The sequence below is a fragment of the Hymenobacter tibetensis genome, assembly GCF_022827545.1.
Lineage (GTDB): Bacteria > Bacteroidota > Bacteroidia > Cytophagales > Hymenobacteraceae > Hymenobacter > Hymenobacter tibetensis.
Window position 1 is genome coordinate 2143637 of record NZ_CP094669.1, and the last position, 24392, is coordinate 2168028.

Annotated in this window: 18 protein-coding genes; 5 read left to right on the forward strand and 13 right to left on the reverse strand. The window is 55.5% G+C overall.

The features are described from left to right. Positions 1-126 precede the first annotated feature (126 nt). Both MTX78_RS08515 and MTX78_RS08520 read left to right on the forward strand, forming a co-directional pair. On the forward strand, positions 127-2721 hold the full coding sequence (locus MTX78_RS08515; RefSeq protein ID WP_243801700.1) for a TonB-dependent receptor domain-containing protein: 2595 nt from the start codon (positions 127-129) through the stop codon (positions 2719-2721). Positions 2722-2968: 247 nt separating this feature from the next. Continuing rightward, on the forward strand, positions 2969-5014 hold the full coding sequence (locus MTX78_RS08520) for a S9 family peptidase (RefSeq protein WP_243801702.1): 2046 nt from the start codon (positions 2969-2971) through the stop codon (positions 5012-5014). Positions 5015-5108: 94 nt separating this feature from the next. On the opposite strand, the gene MTX78_RS08525 is transcribed toward MTX78_RS08520, so the two are convergent. The 3 genes from MTX78_RS08525 to MTX78_RS08535 form a co-directional block, all read right to left on the reverse strand. Next, positions 5109-5315: a hypothetical protein gene (locus tag MTX78_RS08525; RefSeq protein WP_243801703.1), complete on the reverse strand. Its 207-nt coding sequence runs from the start codon at positions 5313-5315 to the stop codon at positions 5109-5111. 109 nt (positions 5316-5424) lie between these two features. Next, positions 5425-6876 carry a dihydrolipoamide acetyltransferase family protein gene (locus tag MTX78_RS08530; RefSeq protein WP_243801705.1) on the reverse strand — a complete coding sequence of 484 codons (1452 nt, stop codon included), beginning with the start codon at positions 6874-6876 and terminating at the stop codon, positions 5425-5427. Positions 6877-7080: 204 nt separating this feature from the next. After that, positions 7081-8334: a competence/damage-inducible protein A gene (locus MTX78_RS08535; RefSeq protein ID WP_243801707.1), complete on the reverse strand. Its 1254-nt coding sequence runs from the start codon at positions 8332-8334 to the stop codon at positions 7081-7083. A gap of 98 nt (positions 8335-8432) precedes the next feature. On the opposite strand from MTX78_RS08535, the gene MTX78_RS08540 reads away from it, so the two are divergent. Together MTX78_RS08540 and MTX78_RS08545 are read left to right on the forward strand one after the other, a co-directional pair. After that, a complete protein-coding gene (locus MTX78_RS08540) occupies positions 8433-9245 on the forward strand; it encodes a DUF4197 domain-containing protein (protein ID WP_243801708.1) in 813 nt (270 codons plus the stop codon). 94 nt (positions 9246-9339) lie between these two features. Then, a complete protein-coding gene (locus MTX78_RS08545; protein ID WP_243801710.1) occupies positions 9340-10098 on the forward strand; it encodes a DUF4197 domain-containing protein in 759 nt (252 codons plus the stop codon). A gap of 117 nt (positions 10099-10215) precedes the next feature. Here the strand turns inward: MTX78_RS08545 and MTX78_RS08550 are convergent, their stop codons facing one another. The 7 genes from MTX78_RS08550 to MTX78_RS08580 all read right to left on the reverse strand — a co-directional run bounded on the left by MTX78_RS08550 (position 10216) and on the right by MTX78_RS08580 (position 16900). Next, positions 10216-10560, reverse strand: a complete 345-nt coding sequence (locus tag MTX78_RS08550; RefSeq protein WP_243801712.1) for a hypothetical protein — start codon at positions 10558-10560, stop codon at positions 10216-10218. A gap of 256 nt (positions 10561-10816) precedes the next feature. After that, positions 10817-11215 (reverse strand): Uma2 family endonuclease, encoded by a 399-nt coding sequence (locus MTX78_RS08555; protein WP_243801714.1) that lies wholly within the window; start codon positions 11213-11215, stop codon positions 10817-10819. Between the two features lie 227 nt (positions 11216-11442). Next, positions 11443-12075, reverse strand: coding sequence for an ABC transporter ATP-binding protein (locus tag MTX78_RS08560; protein WP_243801716.1), 633 nt, complete (start codon positions 12073-12075; stop codon positions 11443-11445). Next, positions 12065-12862 carry an acyl-ACP--UDP-N-acetylglucosamine O-acyltransferase gene (gene lpxA, locus MTX78_RS08565; protein ID WP_243801718.1) on the reverse strand — a complete coding sequence of 266 codons (798 nt, stop codon included), beginning with the start codon at positions 12860-12862 and terminating at the stop codon, positions 12065-12067. Before lpxA ends, MTX78_RS08560 begins: the two co-directional genes overlap by 11 nt. 113 nt (positions 12863-12975) lie before the next feature. Next, a complete protein-coding gene (locus MTX78_RS08570; RefSeq protein ID WP_243801720.1) occupies positions 12976-14370 on the reverse strand; it encodes a bifunctional UDP-3-O-[3-hydroxymyristoyl] N-acetylglucosamine deacetylase/3-hydroxyacyl-ACP dehydratase in 1395 nt (464 codons plus the stop codon). Positions 14371-14505: 135 nt separating this feature from the next. Then, on the reverse strand, positions 14506-15546 hold the full coding sequence (gene lpxD, locus MTX78_RS08575) for a UDP-3-O-(3-hydroxymyristoyl)glucosamine N-acyltransferase (RefSeq protein WP_243801722.1): 1041 nt from the start codon (positions 15544-15546) through the stop codon (positions 14506-14508). 124 nt (positions 15547-15670) lie between these two features. Beyond that, positions 15671-16900 carry an HD domain-containing protein gene (locus tag MTX78_RS08580; protein WP_243801723.1) on the reverse strand — a complete coding sequence of 410 codons (1230 nt, stop codon included), beginning with the start codon at positions 16898-16900 and terminating at the stop codon, positions 15671-15673. Positions 16901-17267: 367 nt separating this feature from the next. Between MTX78_RS08580 and porX the strand changes: the two genes are divergently transcribed. Then, positions 17268-18836 carry a T9SS response regulator signal transducer PorX gene (porX, locus tag MTX78_RS08585; RefSeq protein WP_243801725.1) on the forward strand — a complete coding sequence of 523 codons (1569 nt, stop codon included), beginning with the start codon at positions 17268-17270 and terminating at the stop codon, positions 18834-18836. Positions 18837-18963: 127 nt separating this feature from the next. On the opposite strand, the gene MTX78_RS08590 is transcribed toward porX, so the two are convergent. The 3 genes from MTX78_RS08590 to MTX78_RS08600 all read right to left on the reverse strand — a co-directional run bounded on the left by MTX78_RS08590 (position 18964) and on the right by MTX78_RS08600 (position 24226). Next, positions 18964-21447, reverse strand: a complete 2484-nt coding sequence (locus MTX78_RS08590) for a TonB-dependent receptor (protein ID WP_243801727.1) — start codon at positions 21445-21447, stop codon at positions 18964-18966. Between the two features lie 268 nt (positions 21448-21715). After that, the gene (locus tag MTX78_RS08595; RefSeq protein WP_243801729.1) at positions 21716-22195 is read right to left on the reverse strand and encodes a MarR family winged helix-turn-helix transcriptional regulator; all 480 of its coding nucleotides are present in this window, start codon (positions 22193-22195) and stop codon (positions 21716-21718) included. 159 nt (positions 22196-22354) lie between these two features. Next, entirely contained in the window at positions 22355-24226 is a 1872-nt protein-coding gene (locus MTX78_RS08600; RefSeq protein WP_243801732.1) for a M1 family metallopeptidase, read from the reverse strand. Between the last annotated feature and the right edge of the window lie 166 nt (positions 24227-24392).

Genomic DNA, 24392 nt, shown 5'->3' on the forward strand with positions numbered 1-24392 from the left:
TTCTTGTAAGCAAGCAAAATGGGTGTATTAGAAAGCAGGGTTTCGTGCAAGCGAGGACTACTGACCATAAACTGAATCCAACAAAGACCCGAGCGGGAATGCAGGGCAATTGCTGTAGTTGATTGTATGAAAAAAATTTCCTTTCTGTTAGTATTCCTTGGTAGTGGTTATCTGGCGCTGGCCCAAGAGCCTGCCGGAACGGGCCGCCCAGCGGGTGGGCCGCCGGCGGGCGGTCAGCGTTCTGCTTTAGGCGGGGCCCCTCAGCCACAACAGGGAAGTGGTCGTATCACGGGTACCGTCACGGATGCCGGCACTAAGCAGCCCGTGCCCTATGCGACGGTGGTAGTGCTTGATCCCTCGACCGGGAAACCCGTAGATGGCGCCGCCGCTGACGAAACCGGAAAGTTCACGGTTAGCAAAGTGGCCGCTGGTACCTATACCGTTCAAATCACGTTCCTCGGGTATAAGTCGATTGACAAGCCCGGCATCGTTATTACGGACGCAGGCAACACGGTAGCCCTCGGCACAATTGCGCTGGCTTCCACGGCTCAGGCGTTGAAAGAAGTGGTGGTAGAAGGCCAACGGGCGCTGGTGGAAGAGAAGGTAGACCGCACTGTGTACAACGCCGAAAGAGACGAAACCACCCGCGGCGGCGACGCTACCGACGTACTCCGGCGCGTACCCGCGCTGAGCGTAGACCTTGATGGCAACGTAACCTTGCGGGGTAGCTCCAACATCCGGGTGCTCATCAACAACCGGCCTTCTACCATTGCGGCTAGTAGCATTGCCGATGCCCTCCGCCAGATTCCGGCCGAGCAGATCAAGAGCGTGGAAGTGATTACCTCACCCTCCGCCAAGTACGATGCCGAAGGCTCCGGTGGTATCATCAACATCGTGACCAAGCAGAACAATTTGCAAGGCTTCTCGGTGGATGGGCGCGGTAGTGTGGGTTTGCGGAGTGCCGACTTAGGACTGAACGGCAGCTACCGCGTCGGGAAGATGGGCTTCTCGATGGGTGGCAACGGCCGGGCGCAGTACAACACGCCGGGACGCTTCTCCAACATTCAGAACACCTTCGATACGGATGGGGACCGCACCTTTCTGGGGCAAACCACCCAGTCGGCCAAGACCACCAATAACCGCCTGAACGGGCGCTATTCGCTGGGCTGGGATTACGACATCAACAAGTTCAACTTTCTCTCGGCCTCGGTGCAGTTTGGGGTGGGCAACTCCAGAGTCCAGCAAAACGGTTTGCTAAGCGAGTCGTACCGCCTTGACCCTACCACTGGCGACTATCCGCTGACCAGCCGCACGCTCCGTGATGCGTTGACCAAGGATAACTCCAACAACGTGGACGTAAACCTGAACTACACGCACACCTTCGAGACGCCCCAGCGGGAGTTGAGCGTTTTGGGTCTTTACAGCCGTAACAATCGTACCAACAACTTCACCAATAACATCCTCGAAAGCCTCGACCCGAGAGCCGCCAGTCAGATTCTAAACGAGAACGACAGCTACAACGAGGAAGTCACCGCGCAACTCGATTACCAGACGCCCGTTGGCAAAAACCAGTTGCTGGAAATGGGGGCCAAGGACATCATGCGTACTGTGAACAGCCAATACAGCACCTTCACGGATGGCGTGGAAACTGTAGGTGGCAACCTGTCCAACACCTTCACCTACGACCAGAACATTGCCGCCGCCTACGCTTCCTATACCCTAGGCTTTCTTAAGAACTATACGCTCAAGGCCGGGGCACGCTATGAGTACACCACCATCGAAGCCAAGTTCCAGGACTCTGACAATGAGGTTTCTATCCCATCCTATGGGGTGCTGGTGCCGAGCGTGAACCTGTCGCGCAAGTTAGCTAGCGGCAACACCCTGAAAGCTGCTTACAACTACCGAATTCAGCGGCCTTCGCTGCAATTCCTGAACCCTAACCGGCAGGCTTCCAACCCGCTTAACGTCACGATTGGCAACCCCAACCTGGAGCCTGAGTACACCAACAACTACGAACTGGGCTACAATACCTTCATCCAGAAAACCTCGCTTAACTTCTCGGTTTTCGCCCGCAACACCACTGGCTCCATCCAGCCAATACGCACCCCTCGCCTCGATACGATTATCACCACGTACGACAACATAGGGCAGGAAAATGCCTACGGTGGGAGCGTATTTGCCAACGTCAACCTGAACAACAAGTTCACGCTCGGTGGCGGCTTGGATGCCTATTATGCCATGCTCGACAACAAACTAGCCGACCCCATTTTCCGGGCCAAGAATGAAGGCTGGGTGATGAGCGGCCGGGCACAAGCAGGCTACGCGCTCAGCAAAGGCTGGGGCCTGCAATTCTTCACCTTCTACCGGGGCCGTCAGGTGCAACTGCAGGGCTACCAGGGCGGATTCGGTATCTACAGCCTTAGCTTGAGAAAGGAGTTCAACGAGAAGAAAGGTAGCATCGGTTTCGGCGCCGATAACTTCTTCACACCTACCAACAAGATTCGCTCGGAAATCAACTCATACACACTGGCGCAGCAGAGTGAAAACGTGCTCTACCGTACCGGCTTCCGCGTAAACATGAGCTACCGCATTGGTAAGCTGACCACTACGCCATCGAGGCGCAAACGCTCCGTCACCAACGACGACCAGAAAGAAGATGGCGACGGTGGTAATGGCGCCGGTGGCACACCGCAAAGCGGCGGTAGCGGCGGCCGGCCATAAAGCGAAACGGCGAAACAATAAACGGGTGAGTTTATGGCTCTGACAGTGCACTTGGCACAGTCGGGACGTAAACTCACCCGTTTGCTTTATAGCTGAGTGAGGCTTATTTTTTATTGTAATAAGCCTAAATTGACTTCTTCTTCTGAACCCTTCTTTTCAACTTATGAAAGCAATTCAACTCTGGTTAGCTGGCTTGTGTGCAGTAGTTTGTGGCCCAGTGATGGCGCAAACTTCGGCAAGCACGGCTATGGCAAAACCGCCGGTGGCCACTAGCAAACCCAAGCAGCTGGTATCACCTTTTGGCACCCGCACCGACAACTATTATTGGCTGAATGAGCGCGAGAACCCGGAGGTGCTGAGCTACCTGAACGCCGAAAACGCGTATTTCGAGCAGCAGATGGCGCCGGTAAAAGGTTTGCAAGAAAAACTGTTCACCGAAATCAAGGGCCGCATCAAAGAGCAGGACGAGTCGGTGCCGTACCGCGACAATGGCTACTACTATTACACGCGCTACGAGAAAGGCGGCGAGTATCCTATTTATTGTCGCAAAAAGGGTAGCCTGAGTGCTCCGGAAGAAGTGCTGCTGGACGGCAACAGCATGGGCAAAGGCCGGTCGTACTTCCAGATCGGCGGCTACGAGGTAAGCGACGACAACCAGGTGCTGGCCTACTCAGCCGATACGGTGAGCCGCCGCCTCTACACGCTCCGTTTTCGCAACCTGAAAACCGGCAAGCTCTTCCCCGAAAAAATTGCCAATACCAGCGGCAACGCTGTGTGGTCCACCGACAACAAAACGGTGTTCTATACCAAGAAGGACGTAACCACGCTGCTGCCGTACCAAGTGTATCGCCACCAGCTCGGCACCGACCCCAAACAAGATGCCTTGGTATATGAGGAGAAGGATAACACCTTCGGCACCTACATCAACCGCTCGAAGTCCAAGAAATACGTCTTCGTGCACATGGGAAGTACGATGTCGTCGGAAATCCGCTTTTTGGAGGCTGCGAAGCCCACCGCCGCTTTGCAGGTATTCCTGCCCCGTGAAGCCGACCACCTGTACGACATCGAGCATTTCGGTAACGACTTCTATGTGCGCTCCAATGCTGGCGCGCCCAACTATCGGTTGCTGAAAACGCCTGTAACCAACACCGCCAAAACGGCGTGGCAGGAAGTAATTGCGCACCGCCCGAATGTGTTCCTCGAAAACATGGAGCTGTTCAAAGACTATCTGGTGCTTGGCGAAAGAAAAGAAGGCCTGTTGCAGCTCCGCGTGATACAGTGGAAAGACAAGCAGGAACACTACCTCAATTTCGGTGAACCTACGTACACCGCCGGCGTGAGCGTCAACCCCGAATTTGATACGCCGGTGCTGCGCTACAGCTATACCTCACTTACCACGCCAGCTTCCACCTACGACTATAACATGACCACGCGCAGCAAAAAGCTGCTCAAAGAGCAGGCCGTGCTGGGTGGGTTCAAGAAGGAAGACTACGTAACCGAGCGTGCCTACGCCACTGCGACCGACGGGACAAAAATCCCGCTTTCCATCGTCTACAAGAAAGGCTTCCAGAAGGATGGTACCGCGCCTGTGCTGCAATACGCCTACGGTTCCTACGGTAATTCCACCAATGCCACGTTCAGCGCGGCCCGGTTGAGCTTGCTGGATCGGGGCTTTGCCTACGTTATCTGCCACATCCGGGGCGGGCAGGAACTAGGCCGGCAGTGGTACGAAAACGGCAAGAAGCTAAACAAGAAAAATACCTTCACCGATTTCACCGACTGTTCCAAGTACCTGATAGACCAAAAGTTTACATCAGCTGAGAAGCTATTCGCCCAAGGCGGTTCAGCGGGCGGCTTGCTGATGGGCGCAGTCGTGAACATGCACCCCGAGTACTACAAAGGCGTGGTGGCGGCCGTGCCCTTCGTGGACGTGGTGACCACCATGCTCGATGCCAGCATCCCCCTCACCACTGGCGAGTACGACGAGTGGGGCAACCCCAATCAGAAAGAGTACTACGACTATATGCTTTCGTATTCGCCTTATGACCAGGTCAAAGCCCAGGCCTACCCCAACCTGCTCGTCACCACGGGCCTGCACGACTCGCAGGTGCAGTACTTCGAGCCCGCCAAATGGGTAGCCAAACTGCGCACTATGAAGACCGACAAGAATTTGCTGCTCCTCCACACCGACATGGCCGCTGGACACGGTGGGGCCTCCGGCCGCTTCAAATCCATTAACGATGTGGCCCGGCAGTATGCCTTCATGCTGATGCTGTTGGGCGTTAAAGCGTAGAGCACAGGGTCACATGAGTGCAAAAAGCCCCGCTATGATTTTCATAGCGGGGCTTTGTATTTTGCTGAATAGGGAAAAGAACCAAATTCAACACTTAATCACGCACCTTCAAACTATCTGGCACGGGGCCGCGGGTGGCAGCCACCAATTGATTTTGAAGCTGAAAGTTAACCAGCTCACAATCGGAAAAGCGCCGCTCTGACTGTTTCAGGGCTTCTTCCATCTTATTCAGACGAAGGTACAGGAAGATGATGAGGCCCAGGGCAATGAGAAGAGCAGCGAGAGGCAACGCTTTATTCATGAGGTGAGTGCTTGACTGCTTGGGAAGTGAACGGTTGGCTGCTGCTTGTTCTGTTCATTGGTAGAACACGTAGCTGCTAACACAACAAGCAACCCGCAAGAATCATCAATTAAATGACTGTATTCGAATCAAATTGCTCTAAATAATCGGCCACTCTACGCACAAACATGCCACCCAGCGAGCCATCCACCACACGGTGGTCGTAGGAGTGCGAGAGGAACATGAAGTGCCGCACGCCGATCAGGTCACCTTGTGGGGTCTCGATAACGGCCGGCTTCTTCTTGATAGCGCCCACAGCCATGATGGCTACTTGTGGCTGCATGATGATAGGGGTACCCATCACATTACCGAACGAGCCTACATTGGAAACCGTGTAAGTGCCACCTTCCAAGTCAGCAGGCGTCAGCTTGTTGATGCGGGCACGGTTGGCTAGGTCGTTGACCTTTTTGCTGAGGCCATTGAGGTTGAGCTGATCGGCGTTGTGAATCACCGGGACAATGAGGTTGCCGGAAGGCAACGCCACCGCGACTCCAATGTTGATGTCGCGCTTCTTGATGATGTAGTCCCCATCCACCGATACGTTGATGTTCGGGAAATCCTGGATGGCGCGGGCAATGGCCTGAATGAAGATAGGCGTGAAGGTCAGGTTCTCGCCTTCGCGCTTCTTATAGGCGTCTTTGTTGGCATTGCGCCAGTGCACGAGGTCTGTTACATCTGCTTCCACGAACGATGTAACGTGCGGCGCAATCCGTTTGGAGTCTACCATGCGTTGCGCAATCATCTTGCGCATCCGGTCCATTTCAATCAGTTCCTGCCCACCGCTGACAGACGGTACGGCTTTGGTGGCCTGCGGAGCACTAACAGCTGGTTGCGCCGCTTGGGGCTGGCTGGCGGCTGGTTGCGGAGCTGGTTCCATTGGTTGTGGCGCGGGGGCTGCTGCTGGCGCAGGTGCAGGTGCCTCCGCTACGGTAGCGGCCGGAGCCGCCGCTTGCGGCGTCAGCGGCTTCTTGCCGGCGGCCACATAATCAAGAATGTCTTTCTTGGTAACCCGGTTTTCGCTGCCGGTACCGGGCAAGTACTCTAAGTCGGCCATCGAAATGCCTTCCTCGCGGGCAATACTGAGCACAAGCGGGGAGTAGAAGCGGCCAGTCTGGGGCTTCGCTTCCGATTGGGGCGTAGAGGCTGCTGGCGTAGTGGCCTCGGGTACGTAAGGCAGTTCAGTTACGCCGTTGTCGGTAGCAGCGGCTACTGGCTCTGGAGCTGGCTCTTGTGCCGAGGTGGGAGCGGCGGTGTCGGGCGCAGCTGCGCCAGCGCTGGCTGGCTCGGTTTCCACAATAGCAATGGGGGCACCTACTGCTACCACCTGGCCTTCCTGCACTAAAATCTCCTGCAACACACCGGCATGAATGGCGGGTACTTCGGTATCTACTTTATCGGTTGCCACTTCCAGCACTGATTCGTCCTGCTCAATTGCGTCGCCGACTTGCTTGAGCCATTTCAGGACGGTGCCTTCCATAATGCTTTCGCCCATTTTGGGCATCACCATTTCCACTCGTGCCATGCGGTAGGGATAGGGGTTGTGTTATTGTTATTGGGTGGGGAGTTTTCGTGCTCAAAGGTAACCGAAAACCCGAACGCGAAGGATGTCTATACGAGGACAGCCTATTGGACAGCGGCGAACCGAGCATTTCGGGCATTGGCGCCACCGTGGCATTTGCTGGAGTACTAGCAAGAAGTTGCAGCCCAACGACCGGCAACACTTGCCTCAGCTGGCGGGCAAGTTCTGCCGCAACAGGTTCAGGGCCATGGTCACGGTGTATTCCACGTTGAGCTGGCGGCCTCGGTTGAAAGTGAACAAGCGGCTGACCGTCTGATGGGCATCGGCATACGCCAAACAGATAGTGCCAACTGACTTGGTCTCGGTGCCACCGTCGGGCCCAGCAATGCCACTGGTAGCCAATGCCACATCCACCCCCAGCCGCTGGCGGGCGCCCTCCGCCATTTCGCGCACGGTAGCCTCACTCACGGCGCCATGTGCGGCCAGGGTTTCGGCCTGCACGCCCAGTTCCTGCATCTTGATGTCGTTGTGGTAGGCCACAATGCTGCCACGGAAATAAGCGGAGCTACCGGGTACACTCGTGATTTTATGCGCCAGCAGGCCACCGGTGCAGCTTTCGGCAGTTCCCACCGTCAGGCCCCGTGCTTGCAGCAACTGCCCAATGGCTGCTTCCAGCTTCACTTCGCCCTCCGCAAAAATATATTCCCCAATCAGTGTGTGCAGCTCTGGTAGCAAGTCCTTCATGCGCTGCCGCAGGTTCGGCTGTCCGTCGTCGTGGCCAGTTAGGCGCAACCGGACGCCGCCCAGGTAGGGGAGGTAGGCCAGCTTGATGTTGGAAGGAAGTGCTGTTTCCCAGTCCGCAATTTTTTCAGCCAAAAACGACTCTCCCAGCCCGATGGTCTGCACCACCACGTGCTCGATGGGCGGTACCTGAAAGCGGCTTTGTAGCTTGGGCAGGGCCTGCTCGGTCATCAGGTATTTCATTTCGTGCGGCACGCCGGGCATACTCACAAACACGGTACCGGCATCCTCGAACCACATGCCGGGGGCGGTGCCTACAGCATTAAACAGCACTTCGCAGTTGGCCGGAACCATGGCCTGTTGCCGGTTCACTTCAAGCATCGGGCGGTTGAAGCGTTTAAAAATATCTTCTACGTGCGTCAGAGTAGGCTGATGCAACACTAATTCGCTGTTGAAATAGCGGGCCAGTACGTGCTTAGTTAAGTCGTCTTTGGTAGGGCCCAGGCCGCCCGTAATCAAGACCACTTGGGCGCGTTGGCGGGCAAGGTCGAGGGCCGCTACTATCTCGTCGGCACGGTCGGAAACGCTGGAAATCTGCCGGACGCGCAGCCCGATTTTAGCCAACTCCTGGCCCATAAAGGCCGAGTTGGTGTCGATGACCTGCCCGTAAAGCAGTTCGTCGCCAATGGTCATGATTTCAACGTCGGGAAGCAGGGGCATATAGAGGAGGTGTAGGATGGCAAGAGGAAATGGCGCAATTTGGGGCCACGACGCGTAAGACCACCACGAGGGCGGTCTGGTTTTCGTCTTTTATGTATATGGCATCTTTTCGTACTCTCACTTTAGCTTTAACGTTGGGCGTAATTACTCCGCTGGCTGCGCAGGCCCAAACAACAACCAAGAAAACAACTACCGCTAAAACAACAACTACAACCAAAAAACCGGCCGCTAAAACAACTACGGCCAAAACAACCACTACCGCCAAAACGACGGTTGTGAAGCCAGCACCAGTTGTGAAGCTGCCCCTTACCGATGCTGAGGCAAATTCCGGCTTGAAAGAAGCCCTCACGCAAAGCATTACCCGTAGCATCGAGCAGGCTTCCGCAGCCGACGGTTTCAATGCTAACACCGACATCCGGATTCCATTCCCGCCCGAAGCCGAGCTGGTAGCGGCCACCATGCGCAAACTGCGCTTGGGTGCTTTAGTTGATAACTTTGAAGTGGCATTGAACCGCAGTGCCGAAGCGGCGGCCAAAGAAGCAGGACCCATTTTTCTGGGGGCCGTGCAGAACATAAGCTTCCAGGATGCCTTAGGGCTGGCCACCAGCAAAGAAGAGGATGCCGCCACCACGTTTCTCTACGGAAAAACCGCGGAGCAGCTCAAAACCTCGTTCCAGCCAATCATTCAGCAGTCGTTGGACCAAACGGGGGCAACTAAGCTCTACGCCGAGATGGTAGGCCGCTACAACAAGATTCCGTTGGTTACGAAACTAGAGCCGCAGCTAACGCCCTACGCTTCGCAGAAAACGGTGGACGGGCTGTTTACCCTAGTTGCTGCAGAAGAAGCCAAAATCAGGGCCAACCCCACGGCCCGGGGCAGTGAGCTGCTGAAGCGCGTATTTGGAAAATAAGAAGGCCACTCAAGATGCTAGCTTCAGTATAGCGTTGTTTTGGTCCGGTTTCTGCAAAAGGCGAGGTACAGATTGTACCTCGCCTTTTATAGTTATGAACTACCGCCGTTTTCTTGTTTTGCCGCTTGTGTTGGTAGGGTTGCAGCTTAGCGCTTCTGCCCAGATATTTAGTCTCCCCAAAATCGGGCAACTCAAGCTGCCCACCCCGAGAAGCACTGCCAGTTCCAGCCAAAGCCGTGGTGGCCTTACCAATACAGAAGCCGCCAACGGCCTCAAGGAAGCTTTGGTGCAAGGCATCAGCAAAGGAGCCGACCAAGCCTCTAAAACCGACGGGTTCAACCTCAACAAGCTCATTCGTATCCCGTTTCCGCCTGATGCGCAGCGCGTGGCCAACACATTACGCACTATAGGGTTGGGTAGCCAGGTCGATAGGTTTGAGTTGTCGTTGAACCGGGGGGCTGAGGATGCTGCGAAAAGCGCCAAGCCAATTTTCCTGGCTGCTATCAAAAGTCTCACCTTCACCGACGTGTGGAATATCCTGACGGGCGAAAAGAACGCAGCTACCCAGTACTTACAACGCACTACCACCACCCAGCTTACCACTGCCTTCAAGCCCATCATTCAGCAAAGCCTCGACAAAGTAGGCGCTACCCGCTACTACACCGACCTCTCTACCCGCTACAACCGGATTCCCCTGGTCACGCCCGTACAAACCGACCTAAACCAGTATGCCACGGGCAAGGCTATTGATGGCCTCTTCACTCTCATTGCGCAGGAAGAAGTGAATATCAGGGAGAACCCCGTGGCCCGCACTACCGAATTGCTTAAGCGCGTATTCGGGAGCAAAAGCTAGTTTGTGCTACGCTGGCTATCTGCCCACAACAAAACAGCCCGTGCTACATGCACGGGCTGTTTTGTTGTGGGGTTGCTTACCGATTTGGCTGGAGCCTGAAAGGAAAAAGCGGCAAGACTAAAAATCGTCGTCGTCGAAGCTGCTACGGCCGCGGCGGCTGGAGCCAGTTAAGTCATCGTCGTCATCGTCGTCGAAATCATCATCGTCGATGCTGCTGAACCCGCTGCTACCGTCAGGATCTTCGGCGGCTTCAGCGGTGGTATATTCTTCTTCAGTCATGCTGGCTAGGTCCAGTGCCTCGTCGTGAGAGGAGCCTGTATCACGCCACATCAGATAGTCGGCATACTTGGCCGAAAGCTGATCTTCGGAGGAGCCACGGGTTTTGCTGCCGCCAGTTTTAGCGAAGCTATCCAGGTCGTCGTCATCCAGGTCGTCGTCGTCGAGGTCGTCGTATTGTCTCATGGCCTTGTCAGGGGCTTGGGAAGTTGATAATAATTTAGGCTCGCACTCAAGGGTTACAGCTGCGAAGATACGTGACGGAAGGTTTTGGGTTTGTAGTTGAGGTTGGAAAAAGAGCAACCAAGGCCGAATAATCTAATGACCACCAACCCAGCAACCCACCCATTAGGTAAGCCATAGCTCAATAAAACAGCAGGTTATTCAGTGTGGGCGTAGTGGCACACGCTCTAGTACCCAATAAAGTATGGGAAGTAATACTTCAGGCCGAGAAGGTGATTTTGCGGTGAATTCCTGTTAGCGGTAGCTCTAAGCGCAAGGCCGGCAGCGGAACAGCATCAGCGCCCTTGTATTCCTGAAACAGCCAGCTACTGTTCGTGTCTCTGGTGTACACGCCTACGAGCGGACGGTGGCTTTCCACTACCACATAGTGTTGCAAGCTGGCAATACGCTTGTAAATCAAAAACTGGTCGGCCCGGTCGTACTTACCTGTCCTCGCTGAAACCACTTCCGGCAACACCAACGGATTACGCAGCGTGTCCAGATAAGTTTCTTCCAAATGCTGCCCCTCGCTGCATACCACCGATACATCCGGATAGGTGTACAGACCGTTAGCTGGCACATGAACCCGCATGTCGGGTCGCTCGGGAAAACGCTGCAAGTGTCGCCCAACCGATTGTTGAAACTGGCAACCAGATTGGAAACTACAAGATTGTGCGCCCGACTGGCCCCGGACATATCATGTAGTTCTCCATCGAAGTACTGGCTCTTGAAATCAAACTCGTGCTCCGCAGTAAGGTCAGCCTCCGGGATGATGAATGGTTTGCGCTACGTAGCCATGATGGAAAAGCTTTGCTTTAAACTACGCAGCTTGCTGCAAACAAAGGTTTACCGGGCGCCTCGTGCCCCAAAATCTGTAACGTTTAGCTGATTGGAGCAGAAGTCGTATTCCTCCGGCACGTTGCTGGATACGAGTACGGTACGGTTAGCCAGCGTAGCGTGCACATGCTCCAGATACCAGGCCACTCCCGCGCGGTCGAGGTTGGTGGTAGGCTCGTCGAGGAGCAGCAGAGGGGTGTCAGCGTAGAGCGCCAGGGCCAGCTTGAGGCGCTGCTTCATCCCCGACGAGAAGTCGCGTACCAGCTTGTGGCGCGACGTGGAGAGGTACATCAGCTCAATAAGCTGTTGCTGCGTGATACCCGGCCGCAGGGGCTTGAAACGGGTGTGAAAGTGCAGCAGTTCGGTCAACGTCAGCTCCTCGATAAGCTCTAGATAAGGTGCGGCGTAGGACAGCAGGGGCGGAACTTCCTCCACTGGTACTATCTGGCCTTGGTGCTCATACACCAGCGTGCCGTCCGTGGACAGTAATTGGCCGGAAATGGTGTTCAGCAACGTGCTTTTGCCCGAACCGTTTGGGCCTAGAATGGCCGTAGCCGAACCAGCTTGGAACGTATGCGTTAGGCCCCGGAAAATCCATTCACGAGCGTAGCGCTTGCCGAGCCCGTTTGCTTCAATCTGCACCGTTGCCGTTGCGCGAATAGCCCTTTATTACCCCACGGCCGGAGTTGCGCACGAAATTCACCACTTCGTCGCGCTCCGGGGAAGGGGCTAATTCCAACTCAATCTTGTCGAGGGCGTCGTTGTTGTTCATGCCACCCAAAAACAGCAACCGATATAGCTGCTGAATCTCTGAAATCTTCTGGTCGGCGTAGCCGCGGCGGCGTAGCCCGATGCTGTTGATGCCTGCATACGTCAGCGGCTCCCGCCCCGCCTTCACGAAGGGCGGCACGTCTTTGCGCACCAACGACCCACCCGAAACCATGGCGTGTTGCCCTACTTTCACAAACTGATGCACCGCAGAAGTACCTCCGATGATAGCATGGTCGCCAATTTCTACGTGGCCCGCTAGCTGCACGCCGTTGGCCAGCACGCAATGATTGCCGATGATGCAGTCGTGGGCTACGTGGACGTAGGCCATGAGCAGGCAATTGGTGCCCACCACGGTTTTCATCCGGTCTACGGTGCCGCGGTTTACCGTCACACACTCCCGGATAACCGTATAGTCACCGATGTGCACTGTAGTTTTTTCGCCGGCAAACTTCAGGTCCTGCGGCATAGCGGCAATTACGGCACCAGGAAAAATCTTGCAGTTTTTACCGATGCGTGCGCCCGCCATAATGGTCACGTTCGGACCAATCCAGGTGCCTTCCCCAATCTCCACATCCTTGTCAATGGTTGTGAAAGGTTCCACAACCACGTTTTGCGCGATTTTGGCTTCAGGATGGATGTAGGCGAGCGGCTGGTTCATTCTTTGGGAATTAATAATTAAGAATTAGCAACTAGGAATTCACTTAACTGGCAGTAAAACGTGTGAGAAGCCCGCCAATTATTCATTCCTAAGTATTAATTACTAATTAAAAGTTATGCGTCTTTACGTACGATGGCAGCACTCATTTCGGCCTCCATTACCACTTTGCCATTCACGAAAGCCTGTCCTTTCATTTTTGCGATGCCGCGCTTGACCGGAGCCAGCAGCCAGCAACGGAATATAATCGTGTCGCCGGGCTTCACCATGCGGCGGAAGCGGCAGTTTTCGATGCCCACAAAGTACGGAGTATAATTCTCAGGGTCGGGCACCGTGTTCAGCACCAAGATGCCGCCCGTCTGGGCCATGGCTTCCACCTGCAATACACCCGGGAAAACGGGGTTGCCAGGGTAGTGACCCGTGAAGAATGGCTCGTTGATGGTGACGTTCTTGATGCTCGCCACCGACGTGTCGTCGAGATGAATCACCTTGTCGATCAGCAGGAACGGATACCGATGCGGCAGCACCTGCATGATTTGGTTGATGTCCATGACCGGCTCCCGAGCGGGGTCGTAGTGCGGCACGGGGGAGGAGTTGGCCTCCATCATCTTCTTCTTGATCTTCTTGGCGAAGGCCACATTGGCGGCGTGGCCGGGGCGGGCCGCTAGTATCTGGCCTTTCAGCGGCCGACCTACCAACGCTAGGTCGCCTACCAGGTCGAGGAGCTTGTGCCGGGCTGGCTCGTTTTTGTAGCGCAGGTCTACGTTGTTGAGGATGCCTTCCTTCTTGACGGCCACTTTGGGCTTGCCTAGCATGGTGGCCAGCTCGCTCAACTCATCTTCGCTCACTACCCGGTCCACGACCACAATGGCGTTGCTTAAGTCACCGCCTTTGATGAGGTTTTGCTTATAGAGCGCCTCCAACTCGTGCAGGAAGCAGAACGTGCGCGAGCTAGAAATGTCGTTTTTAAACAAGCTAATATCCGTCAGCGAGGCATGCTGCGAGCCGAGCACGGGGGAGTTGTAATCCACCATTACCGTCAGGCGGTAATCGTTGAGGGGCAATGCGGCCAACTCCACGGCGCGCCCGTTGTCTACGAACCGAATTTCCTCGGGTATCTCGTAGAAGTTGCGGAGGGCGTTTTGTTCCTCCAGGCCCGCATCTTCTAGCGCCTGGATGAACTGGTAGCTGGAACCGTCCATGATGGGCGGCTCCGGGCCATCCAACTTGATGAGTACGTTGTCGATTTGCAAGCCAACCAGCGCTGCCAACGTGTGTTCCACGGTGTTTACGCGGGCCCCGTTCTGCTCGATGGTTGTTCCCCGGGAGAGGTCCACCACGTTGTCTACGTCAGCCACCACAATGGGCTGATCCGGCAAATCCATGCGCTGAAACTGGTATCCATGGCCGACCGGAGCCGGGCAAAACGTCATGGTGGCCTGAACGCCCGTGTGCAGCCCGATGCCGCTCACGGTGACGGGGCTCTTAATAGTATGTTGCTTGTCGTTCATTTATTAGCTGTAGCTGCTAGCTATTGGCTATTGGCTGACGTACTGGAGGAAAATCGAACTGAAAATACTGCGAAAGAAAAAAGCCGCGGGCCAACAGCTTACAGCTATCAGCCAGCAGCTTTTCGAGAGGCAAAGCTAGGACTTTTCTGGCGGGTTCGTGCGGCGCTCTAGTTGAGTGAGTCGGCGCTCCAATTCGGGCAAGTGCCGGAAAATAGCATTAGCCCGTAAACTGTCACGAAGGTTGAAGGCTGGCGCGCCCTGCAAGAACTGCCCTTCTTCCTTGATGGACTTGCCCACGCCGGATTGCGCCGTAACGGTAGTGCGGTTGGCCAAGGTGAGGTGGCCGGCCAACCCAACCTGGCCCGCCAGCACGCAGAAGTCGCCGATTTTGGTGGAGCCGGAGATGCCGCTTTGCGAGGCTACCACGGTGTGCCGTCCAATCTCGACGTTGTGCGCAATCTGGACCAGGTTGTCGATTTTAGCGCCTTCCCGGATGATGGTCGAGCCCATGGTAGCGCAGTCGATGGTGGCGTTGGCCCCGATGCTGACGTTGTCTTCCAGCACCACGTTGCCAATCTGCGGGATGGTACGGTACGAGCCGTCTGGCTGCGGAGCGAAGCCGAAGCCATCAGAGCCAACAACGGCTCCTGCATGAATGGTGCACCGCTCGCCAATGACAGTTTCAGCGTAGATTTTGGCGCCGGCGTACAAGATGGTGCCGTTCCCAATTTTGCACCGGTCGCCGATGAACACGTGCGGAAAAATCACCACGTCGTCGCCGATCTGGCAATTCTCCCCGATGTAGGAGAAAGCCCCCCGGTAATGGTTCTGGCCGATGGTGGAGTTTGCTCCCAAGAAGCTCGGCTCCTCTACCCCGCGTCGCCCAGTGCGAGTGGCTTGCTGGTAGAACTCCAACAGCGTGGTGAAGCTGGAATATGGGTCGTCGACGCGGATAAGAGCCGTCTGGACCGGGTGGCGCAACTCCAGGTTGCGGCTCACGATGACGGCCGAAGCACCCGTAGTGTAAAGATGGGGTTCATACTTAAGATTGGCGAGAAAAGAGAGGGAGCCTGCTTGGGCTTCTTCGATTTTCGCCAGCCGGTTTATTTGCTGGTTTGCGTCGCCTTCCACTGCGCCGCGCAGCACTTCTGCTATCTGGCCTACCGTAAATTCCATCGGGCAAAAGTAGAGAAATATTCAGTTGTCAGATGATAGTTGCGAGTTGCCAGTGAATGACAAAGCACCTAGAATGCCTGACTGGCGACTTACAAGTGTCGGTTGACAACGGCTAACACACAACTCAGAGGATCTCTTTAGGGTAGCAGATGTAGTGCTTTTCCACACGCTGCCCCAGGGCTTTGATGTTGGGCAAGTCGGAGGCTTCGGCTACGTTCACCACCCGGCCGCGCTTAGTGAGTACATCAATGGTGTCTTGGCCGTCGGCGTCGTAGGCGTTGTTGCTGATGCGGCCGGCAATCATGAGTTGGGCGGCATCATTGGGAGCAAGGCCGAAGCGTTCGGCAATCAACTCCACAATGCCAAGCTGAAAATCGTCGTCAAACGCTTCGGTTTGGAGGCTGATTTTAAACAGATGACGGTCAAGGATGCTTTGGGCTAAGTAGCTGAGCACCTTGTCGGGGTGGTCAGCCCAGAGCTTAACGGCGCTCCACACGTCGGTGTCGTCGAGGCGGGTGAAGCGGCGTAGGATGGCATCGTCGGCTTCAAACTCCGCTTGCGTTACCACTTTGGCCAAGAAGAAATGCAACGCGGGCGAAGCGGGTACTTTGTGGCCGGCCCGGGTCAGGTCCTGAGCACGCTGCATAATGCGGATAATCATCTGCTCGGCACTCGTAACCGTCTTGTGCAGATACACTTGCCAGTACATCAGGCGGCGGCTTACCAGGAAATTCTCGATGCTGTACACGGCCTTTTCCTCGAGCACTAGCCGCTCGTTTACCACGGTCAGCATTTTGATGAGGCGGTCGGCGCCGGGGCGGCCTTCCTGCACGCCAGTGTAGAAGGAGTCGCGGTTCAGGTAATCGAGCCGGTCCATGTCAAGCTGGCTGCTAACCAACTGGTGGAAAAACGGCCGGTGGTAAGTGCCCTGGAAAATATCGATGGCCAAATCCAGGGCGCCGTCAAACTCGGCATTCAGCTTGCGCATCAAGTGCAGGCTGATTTGCTCGTGGTTGACATCGTGAAAAATACTGCGCTCCAAGGCGTGGGAGAGAGGGCCGTGGCCGATGTCGTGGAGCAGAATGGCAGCCATAGCGGCTTCACCTTCCTTGGCCGAAATTTTGATGCCTTTGTCTTTGAGGGTACGCAAGGCCAGCGTCATGAGGTGCATGGCGCCTAGGGCGTGGTGAAAGCGCGTGTGCAACGCGCCGGGGTACACGAACATGGTCAGGCCAAGTTGCTGAATCCGGCGGAGGCGCTGAAAGTAAGAATGCTCAATCAGGTCGAACAACAACTCGGTGGGGATAGTAACAAAGCCATACACCGGGTCGTTGAAGATTTTCTTTTTGTTCATAAGGAGTGGCGCGAAGCTCCAGCTTCGGGCGTCGTAGCAAGGCTCTTAACGAGGCTTGACCAACTGGTTTCGTGCAACCAAACGCGACTCTGGAGCTTCGCGCTACCCTTCATAGGGAACCTAAATCAAGTATTTTCCACTTCTTTACAGCGGAGTTCGAGGGAAATATCTGTTGGCTGTAATTTTTTAAACCAAAAATCCAGGATTGGGAGTAAAGCTACTTACGAAACTTCAGTTGCAACCCTTTTAAGCCGAACAGGTTCTATAGAGTCTGAAACGGCTGCGAGTGTTGCCACTACGCACAGAAGCTCGTTCAATGAGGTGCGGAGCTTTCGCTTCGCGCCATACCCTAGACCCCAACCCCCTTATGCAACGTTACAGCATACTCTGGGCCGATGACGAAATCGACCTTCTCAAGCCGCACATTCTCTTCCTACAGGAAAAAGGCTACGACGTAACCGGTGTCAACTCCGGTGCCGACGCCATCGAGCAAGTGCAGGAGCAGACGTACGACATCGTATTCCTCGACGAAAATATGCCGGGCCTCACCGGCCTCGAAACGCTCACCGAAATCAAAGCGGCTCGCCCTACGGTGCCGGTAATCATGATTACCAAGAGCGAGGAAGAGCACATTATGGAAGAGGCCATCGGCTCGAAGATTGCCGATTACCTCATTAAGCCCGTTAACCCGAGCCAGATTCTGCTTTCCGTGAAAAAGGTGCTCGACAACAAGCGCCTCGTTTCCGAAAAAACCAACTCCGGCTATCAGCGCGATTTCCGCCAGCTCGGCATGCAGCTCTCCGACCGGCTTACCCCCAGTGAGTGGGCCGACGTGTACAAGAAGCTAGTATACTGGGAGCTGGAAATCAACGAGACGGAAGGCAAGAGCATGGCCGACGTCTTCAACATGCAGAAAGACGAGGCCAATACCTACTTCGGCCGCTTCATCACCGAGGACTACGAAGATTGGGTGAACGACGACGACAAAGACGCCCCGCTCATGTCGCACCAGCTATTCAAGGAGCGGGTGTTTCCGCTTATGAAAGCCACCGGCGACACGCCCGTCTACTTCGTGCTCATCGACAACCTGCGCTACGACCAGTGGAAGATTCTGGAGCCGATCATCGCCGAGTTGTTCACCGTGGACCAGGAAGAAATGTATTACTCTATCCTGCCTACCACCACGGCCTACGCCCGCAACGCCATTTTCGCGGGCATGATGCCCGGTGACATCCAAAAGAAATATCCCAACCTGTGGGTGTGGGACGACGACGACGAAGGCAAAAACCTGCACGAAGCCGAGTTGGTGGAAATCAACTTCCAGAAGGCTGGCCAGAAGCAGAAGTTCAGCTACAACAAGGTAACCAACCTGCAAGCCGGCAAGGATTTGCTGGGCAAAATGGCCAACCTGCACAACAACAACAAACTGAACATCATCGTCTACAACTTCGTGGACATGCTCAGCCACGCCCGCACCGACATGGCCATGATTCGGGAGCTAGCCGCCGACGAATCAGCGTACCGCAGCATCACCCGCTCGTGGTTTCTGCACTCGCCGCTCTACGAAATGCTCCAACAGATTGCCGAGCGTAAAGGCAAGCTCATCATCACCACCGACCACGGTACCATTCGTGTGAAGCGTCCTTATAAGATTGTGGGCGACCGGAACACCAACACCAACCTGCGTTACAAGCACGGCAAGAACCTCGGCTTCGACGACAGCAAGGACGTGTACACCGTGCGCAAGCCAGAGCGCATCTTCCTGCCCCGCGAAAACGTGAGCACCGCCTACGTCTTTACGGTTGGTGACTACTTCTTCGCCTACCCCAACAACTACAACTACTACGTGAACTACTACAAGGACACGTTTCAGCACGGCGGCATCTCCTTGGAGGAATGCATCATCCCGTATATCACGCTCACGCCGAAAGGGTAGAAATTTAAAGACCAAACAAAAAGCCCACTCTGTACAGAGTGGGCTTTTTGTTTGGTAGAGAGTGTAAATTATTTGTTGTATTTCTTGGCAACGTGAAGTTGTTATGCTCGTGGTAGCTACAAAATGGCTAGCCAGCTCGGCGTTTCTCATCTTCGGCGCCGCCTTGGCGGCGGCGGGTAGGTGCTACTTTCTCGTTGCCGAAGCGGTAAGAGAAAGAGAAGGTAGCCACGCGAGAATCTCCACGCTGGTAGAAACGCTCAACGTAGTTGTTATAATTGGACGTAGCGCGCGTCACGCCGGTGTAGAAAATGTCGGTAACGTTGAGCTTGAAGGTACCTTTCCGGTCCCACACCGACTTCTGAATGCCCGCGGTTACCTGCCCCTGCGGACGCAGCCGGAAGAACCCGTACACCTCCGGCGACTGGTAGCTGCCCGTCAGGTCAATCGTCCAGCCTTTGCCGAGGGGAAACGTGCTGGTGGAGTTTACGTTATAGGCGGCCTTGCCGGCATTCAAGTCGGTGCCGGCTAGGCTGCCGGTGAAGTGGTTGTAGTAGAGCACTACGTTGTTGTTCATGGTCCACCACTTCGCAATTTCCAGCGGAGCGTTCAGCGTAAGAGCCACGTACTGCTGCTTGCCTAGGTTCTGGCTGGTTGATACCACGGCGCGGGTGCTGTCGTCGGCGGGCTGCACCGTGCCGATGATGGGGTCGGAGGTGACGCTGTAACTCAGGCCCAAGCTGTATTTCTGCTTGTAGGTGTGTGTTAGCTCGAAGTTGTAGCTGGTTTGCGGGCGTAAGTTGGGGTTGCCCGCGCCGTACGTGGTGGCATCAATATAGGAGCGGAAGGGGTTCAGTTGCCCATAAGAAGGCCGGTCAATCCGCCGGCTCAACGACAGCGAAGTCTCATGGTTGTCTGAGAACTTACGTTTGGCGGCCGCGCTGGGGAAGAACTGAAAGTAGTTGCGGTAGAAGCCCTCGTCGGGGTTTTCGGGGCGGCCGGTTACGTTGGTTTGCTCGCCGCGCAGGCCCCCTTGCAGCGTCCAGCCTGGTAAGGTGTAGTTCAGGTTGACGTAGCCCGCGTTAATGTTTTCGTCATAGATGAAGATGTTGGAACGGCGTGAGTCGCGTATCAGCGCACTACCATCGGTGCCCGGAATCCGAAACAGCACGTCATTGTCGGAGTGTACCCAGCTTGCTTTGCCGCCTGCTTCCAAGCGCAGTTGCTTGCTGAACGGGTGCGTGTAGTCGGCCTTCACCGATTGGATGGTAAGCGTGCCCTGCTGATTACCATCAAGTATGTCTACGGAGTCTTTGGGAAGGAAATATAGTGTGTTAAGCTGTTGCAGGCGCTTCCGTTCGTAGCGGGCATAGTCAGCGTCGGCCGTTAGCTCCCGGGCACCTGCCGAGTCAGTAGCAAAGGTGTGGCGGAAGTTGAGGTTGCCCGCCACATTGGACGTACGGAAGAGCTGGTCGTTGGTGGAGCGGTAGAGGCTCTGGGGGCTGCTGGCCGCATCCAACTGTTCGGAATCGTTGGTGCCGTCCATCACGGTTGTGTATTGCTGGCCGTTGACGGTGCCACCTACCACGGTATTCTCGCCCAGGTTGTAGTCGAGGCCAGCTTTCCAGGTGTGCGAGCGGCCGAGGCTGTGGCTGAAGTTCTCTTGTAGCGTGCTGCCTTCAAACTGTTTCTGCTCATTAGGATAGCTGAAGAAGTTGCGGTTGATGGTCAGGGCCCCAAAGTTCTCCCGGTCGGCATAGGAGTAGCTCCCGAACGTATTCACCTGCTTCTGGCGGTGGTTGACTGAAAAGCCAGTGATGTATTTGCCATTGCCATATTTGCCGAGGCCATAGCTCGCGTTGATGGTGCCATTGGTGCCCTGGCGCTGGTCTTTTTTGAGGTTGATGGCAATGATGCCCGCACTGCCTTGCGCCTCGTACTTGGCGGGCGGATTGGTTATCAGCTCGATGCTTTTCACTTGGTCGGCGGGCAGGGCGCGCAGGTAGTCGGCTAGCTCAGAGCCGGTCATGGGTTGGCGTTTGCCGTCAATAAGCACCATGACGCCCTGCCGGCCTTTCAGAGCTAGATTATCGTTGCCATCCACGGTTACGCCTGGTGAGCGGCCCAGCACTTCCAGCGAGCTGGCACCGGCTGCCAAGGTGCTGCCTTCTACGTTCACAATTGTGCGGTCAGCGAGACGCTCGAACATCGGCTTCTGGCCTACCACGGTCACTTCCTTTAGGTTGGTAGCGCCGCTGGCCTGTAGCGTGAGCGTAGGAAGCTGCACGGCGGTGGTAGCTACTTCAAACGGCGCGCTCCAGCGACGCACAAACCCTACCTGCGAAGCGAGAACCAAGTACCGGCCGGCAGCCACGGGAGCCAACCGAAACCCGCCATTATCGTCGCTGAAGTCGGACTTCACAACCACTGAATCAGAGGCGCGGTGCAGGGTGAGGGTAGCGAATGCAACGGGTTTGCCGGATGCTTCTTGCACAGTGCCGCTTACCGCAGCCGGGGTTTGCGCAGCAGCCATAGACGGGAAAAGCAGCGTCGTGGAAGCGAAAAAAACGACACAAGAGGGCAGCCGTAGCCGCATGAAGGATTTAGCTTTCATGGGTAACAGAGAGGCAATGAGGTTAGGAAAAGGAGAGGGTTATATCTGAGTCGAAGTCAGCGGAGGCTACTAAGTGGCAGCTGAATGAGCCGGTAGGATGGAAGCAGTGAAACGAGTTCGGTCGTGCGCAGCTATGGCTGCTCCCGGAAGTGGGAAAGGCTTCGGTAATCGTCTACGAATTATTTCGTACAAATGAATACGAAATAATTCGTAGATGCAATAGGTTCTATATAATTTTTATTGAATAGCGTAAACTGGTGTGTTGGTGCTACTGGGGTAGTTCTAGGGGCGCCGCTGGTGTAGCGGCGCTAGTGGGTTGAGAGGCGACCAGACAGTTGTTGTAAATCCGTTCAAGCATGGGGCGCAACACCGCCAGATCTTCTTCGGTAAGGCCCTCTAGCGCGAGCTGCCGATTATTGAGCACCACGGGCTGCACGGCATCCAGCGTGCGCAAGCCAGCCTCGGACACTCGAAGCCGGGACCGGCGGCCATCGTGGGGGAGTGGCTCGGCGGCCAGCAAACCAGCTTTCAGCAAGAGACTAATCATGCGCGCTACGGAGGCTTGGTCTTTGAAAACCCGCTCGGCTATGTCGGTTTGGGTGAGGTCGTCGTGCTCCTGAATCACGCGCAGCACCAGCCACTGATCGATGGTAATAGCAATGCCCGCCCGGTCGATGTTGGCCTGCGCCAGCTTACGGTATTGGCGGATTGCTTTATCAAGCGAATAGAAGATGATAGAGGAGAGCATGGGATAAGTAGGTTAGTACAACATAGATGTATGATATGTCATAGAAGTTGCCCTAACCCGAAAATATTTTTCACTTATTTACCAGTCAGCCCTGTGCACAACCTGAAAACAGGAGATGCACAGGGCTGAAACACGAGAGCAACCTGTTTGCCGAGCTGGTTATTTTCCTTCCCAGCTGTTGTCTGCTTTGTGCTTGTCGGGTACGTAGGTGCTGCCTAGTGCAACTTTCCGGATGGCCTGCTTGGTGGCAACGGGTACCGTTACGGAGGTATTGCCGGCTTGCCAAACCGCAATTGTGCGATGAATCTTTTCTGTTTTGCCGTCAGCAAACGTCACGGTCAAATCAACGGGTACTGGTTTGCTGCCTTTAGCGGTTACCACCACATCATAGCCAGCGCTGGCTTTCGTGACGCTGGTTATGGCTAAGTCGGGGTAGCCGTCCTCGAAAAACCAGCGCTGCCAGAACCAGTTCAGATTTTGACCGGCCCCCGTATTCATGGAATTAAAGAAGTCGAAAGGCATGGGGTGCTTGCCGTGCCAGTTCTGAATGTAGGTGTGGAGCGCTTTCGTGAACAGCTCTTCCCCGAGCAAATCCTTCACGTAGAGGTAACCGAGCGCCGGTTTGGGGTAGGAGTTCAGGAAAAAGGCGGTGCCGCTTTGCAGCGTGCTGAGCGTGGTGATGGGCACATCAAACTCTTGTGCCGCGCCACGAGCGTAAGGTTCAACGCCATACTCGTCTACGAAGCCGGGCTGAATCAAGGGCGAAATTAGCCACTCCCCAATGGTCGCCCATCCTTCATCCATCCAGCCGTACTTGGTTTCGTTGGTACCCATGTAGAACGGAAACATGGTATGAAACACCTCGTGGTCGGTGAGGGTAATGGCATCGTCCCGCGTTTCCACGGGGTTATCGTTCACCATCATGGGGTATTCCATCTGGTCGAGGCCATCGAAAACGGTTTCGTGGGAGTAGGGGAAGGGCCACTTCGGGAACGTATAACTCATGGCCTCCACGGTTTTGCGGTTGAATGCCACCACCTCCTCGAAGTCTTTGTGTTTGGGATTGTAGACCGCATCCACGCGGGTACGGCGCTTGGTGGCGGCATCTACCACCACGCTGCTGGCCTGCCACACGTAATGGTCGGCGGTGGCAAACACAAAATCCGTTACATCATGAGCTTCGAAGCGCCAGGTGTTTTGCGGGTTTGCTGTGGTAACGTCTTGGCGCTTCAGGTCATCGGAGCCGATGATAGAGGTGATGCCATCTTGCTGCTCGGCAGTTTGGAGGCGCTTCACAAATTTTGGCGCTAGTACCTGGTTGGCATTTTTCAGGTCGCCAGTGGCCCATACCACAAAGTTGCGGGGCACCGTAATGGCGGCTCGGAAGGTGCAGAAGTCGTTGTAGAACTCCTGCGAGCCGTTGTATTCAATGGTATTCCAGCCATCAATATCATCATACACCGCAACGCGCGGAAAGAAATAGGCCACGAAATCGGCGCCGGGCTCCACTTCGCCGGTGCGCATGTGAGAGCCTTTGTTGAGAATGTACGAGTAAGCCACGCGCACCTTTAGGCTGCCACCGGGCGCCAGTGCTTTCGGGAGCTTCACGGGCATGTTGGTGGCCTGAATGGTAAGCTTACGCACGTCCTGCGCTTGGCCAGCCAAACTCAAGGCCTCGATCTGTACGCCCTCACCAATGTCTTCGGGGCTCATGCGGCTGGCCCGCGGTGCGCCTTTCTGGTACAGGTTCGGGTAGAGCTTGAACTGCAGCTGCCGAAGCGAGTCGGGGCTGGCATTCTGATACGCAATATCCACGGTGCCGGCCACCTTGCGCGTAGCAGGGTCGAAGCTGACGTTGATGTCGTACTCGGCGGAATTTTGCCAGTATTTCGGCCCCGGTGCGCCAGTGGCGGCGCGGGTGCCTTTGGCGTAGGTGGCTTGGAGGTTAAGCGGAATCGGAAGCTGTTGGCCGAAGCTGCGCAGCGCAGCAGCCAGTATCAGCACTCCCGTTAGGGTGACAGGTGGTTTCATGAATGCAGAATATTTCCGCAAAGTAACTGGAGTTTCCGCCGGGCTGCATGGCCCGTCGTGTTGTGCCGCCACTCAAGGAATCCGAAGCAAAGTATGCAGCAAGTACACCCCACTTCCTCTGCAGCGCAACAACACCGGAGTATAGGTTGCCGTGGCTGCCCGCAAC

What these genes read in the sequence shown, in the direction of transcription:
- MTX78_RS08545 (WP_243801710.1), top strand. Translation starts at nt 9,340, where the DNA reads ATGAACTACCGCCGTTTTCTTGTTTTGCCGCTTGTGTTGGTAGGGTTG.
- MTX78_RS08580 (WP_243801723.1), bottom strand. Translation starts at nt 16,900, where the DNA reads ATGAACAAAAAGAAAATCTTCAACGACCCGGTGTATGGCTTTGTTACT.
- MTX78_RS08535 (WP_243801707.1), bottom strand. Translation starts at nt 8,334, where the DNA reads ATGCCCCTGCTTCCCGACGTTGAAATCATGACCATTGGCGACGAACTG.
- MTX78_RS08600 (WP_243801732.1), bottom strand. Translation starts at nt 24,226, where the DNA reads ATGAAACCACCTGTCACCCTAACGGGAGTGCTGATACTGGCTGCTGCG.
- porX (WP_243801725.1), top strand. Translation starts at nt 17,268, where the DNA reads ATGCAACGTTACAGCATACTCTGGGCCGATGACGAAATCGACCTTCTC.
- MTX78_RS08570 (WP_243801720.1), bottom strand. Translation starts at nt 14,370, where the DNA reads ATGAACGACAAGCAACATACTATTAAGAGCCCCGTCACCGTGAGCGGC.
- MTX78_RS08515 (WP_243801700.1), top strand. Translation starts at nt 127, where the DNA reads ATGAAAAAAATTTCCTTTCTGTTAGTATTCCTTGGTAGTGGTTATCTG.
- MTX78_RS08530 (WP_243801705.1), bottom strand. Translation starts at nt 6,876, where the DNA reads ATGGCACGAGTGGAAATGGTGATGCCCAAAATGGGCGAAAGCATTATG.
- MTX78_RS08590 (WP_243801727.1), bottom strand. Translation starts at nt 21,447, where the DNA reads ATGAAAGCTAAATCCTTCATGCGGCTACGGCTGCCCTCTTGTGTCGTT.
- MTX78_RS08540 (WP_243801708.1), top strand. Translation starts at nt 8,433, where the DNA reads ATGGCATCTTTTCGTACTCTCACTTTAGCTTTAACGTTGGGCGTAATT.
- MTX78_RS08550 (WP_243801712.1), bottom strand. Translation starts at nt 10,560, where the DNA reads ATGAGACAATACGACGACCTCGACGACGACGACCTGGATGACGACGAC.
- lpxD (WP_243801722.1), bottom strand. Translation starts at nt 15,546, where the DNA reads ATGGAATTTACGGTAGGCCAGATAGCAGAAGTGCTGCGCGGCGCAGTG.
- MTX78_RS08520 (WP_243801702.1), top strand. Translation starts at nt 2,969, where the DNA reads ATGGCAAAACCGCCGGTGGCCACTAGCAAACCCAAGCAGCTGGTATCA.
- MTX78_RS08525 (WP_243801703.1), bottom strand. Translation starts at nt 5,315, where the DNA reads ATGAATAAAGCGTTGCCTCTCGCTGCTCTTCTCATTGCCCTGGGCCTC.
- lpxA (WP_243801718.1), bottom strand. Translation starts at nt 12,862, where the DNA reads ATGAACCAGCCGCTCGCCTACATCCATCCTGAAGCCAAAATCGCGCAA.
- MTX78_RS08595 (WP_243801729.1), bottom strand. Translation starts at nt 22,195, where the DNA reads ATGCTCTCCTCTATCATCTTCTATTCGCTTGATAAAGCAATCCGCCAA.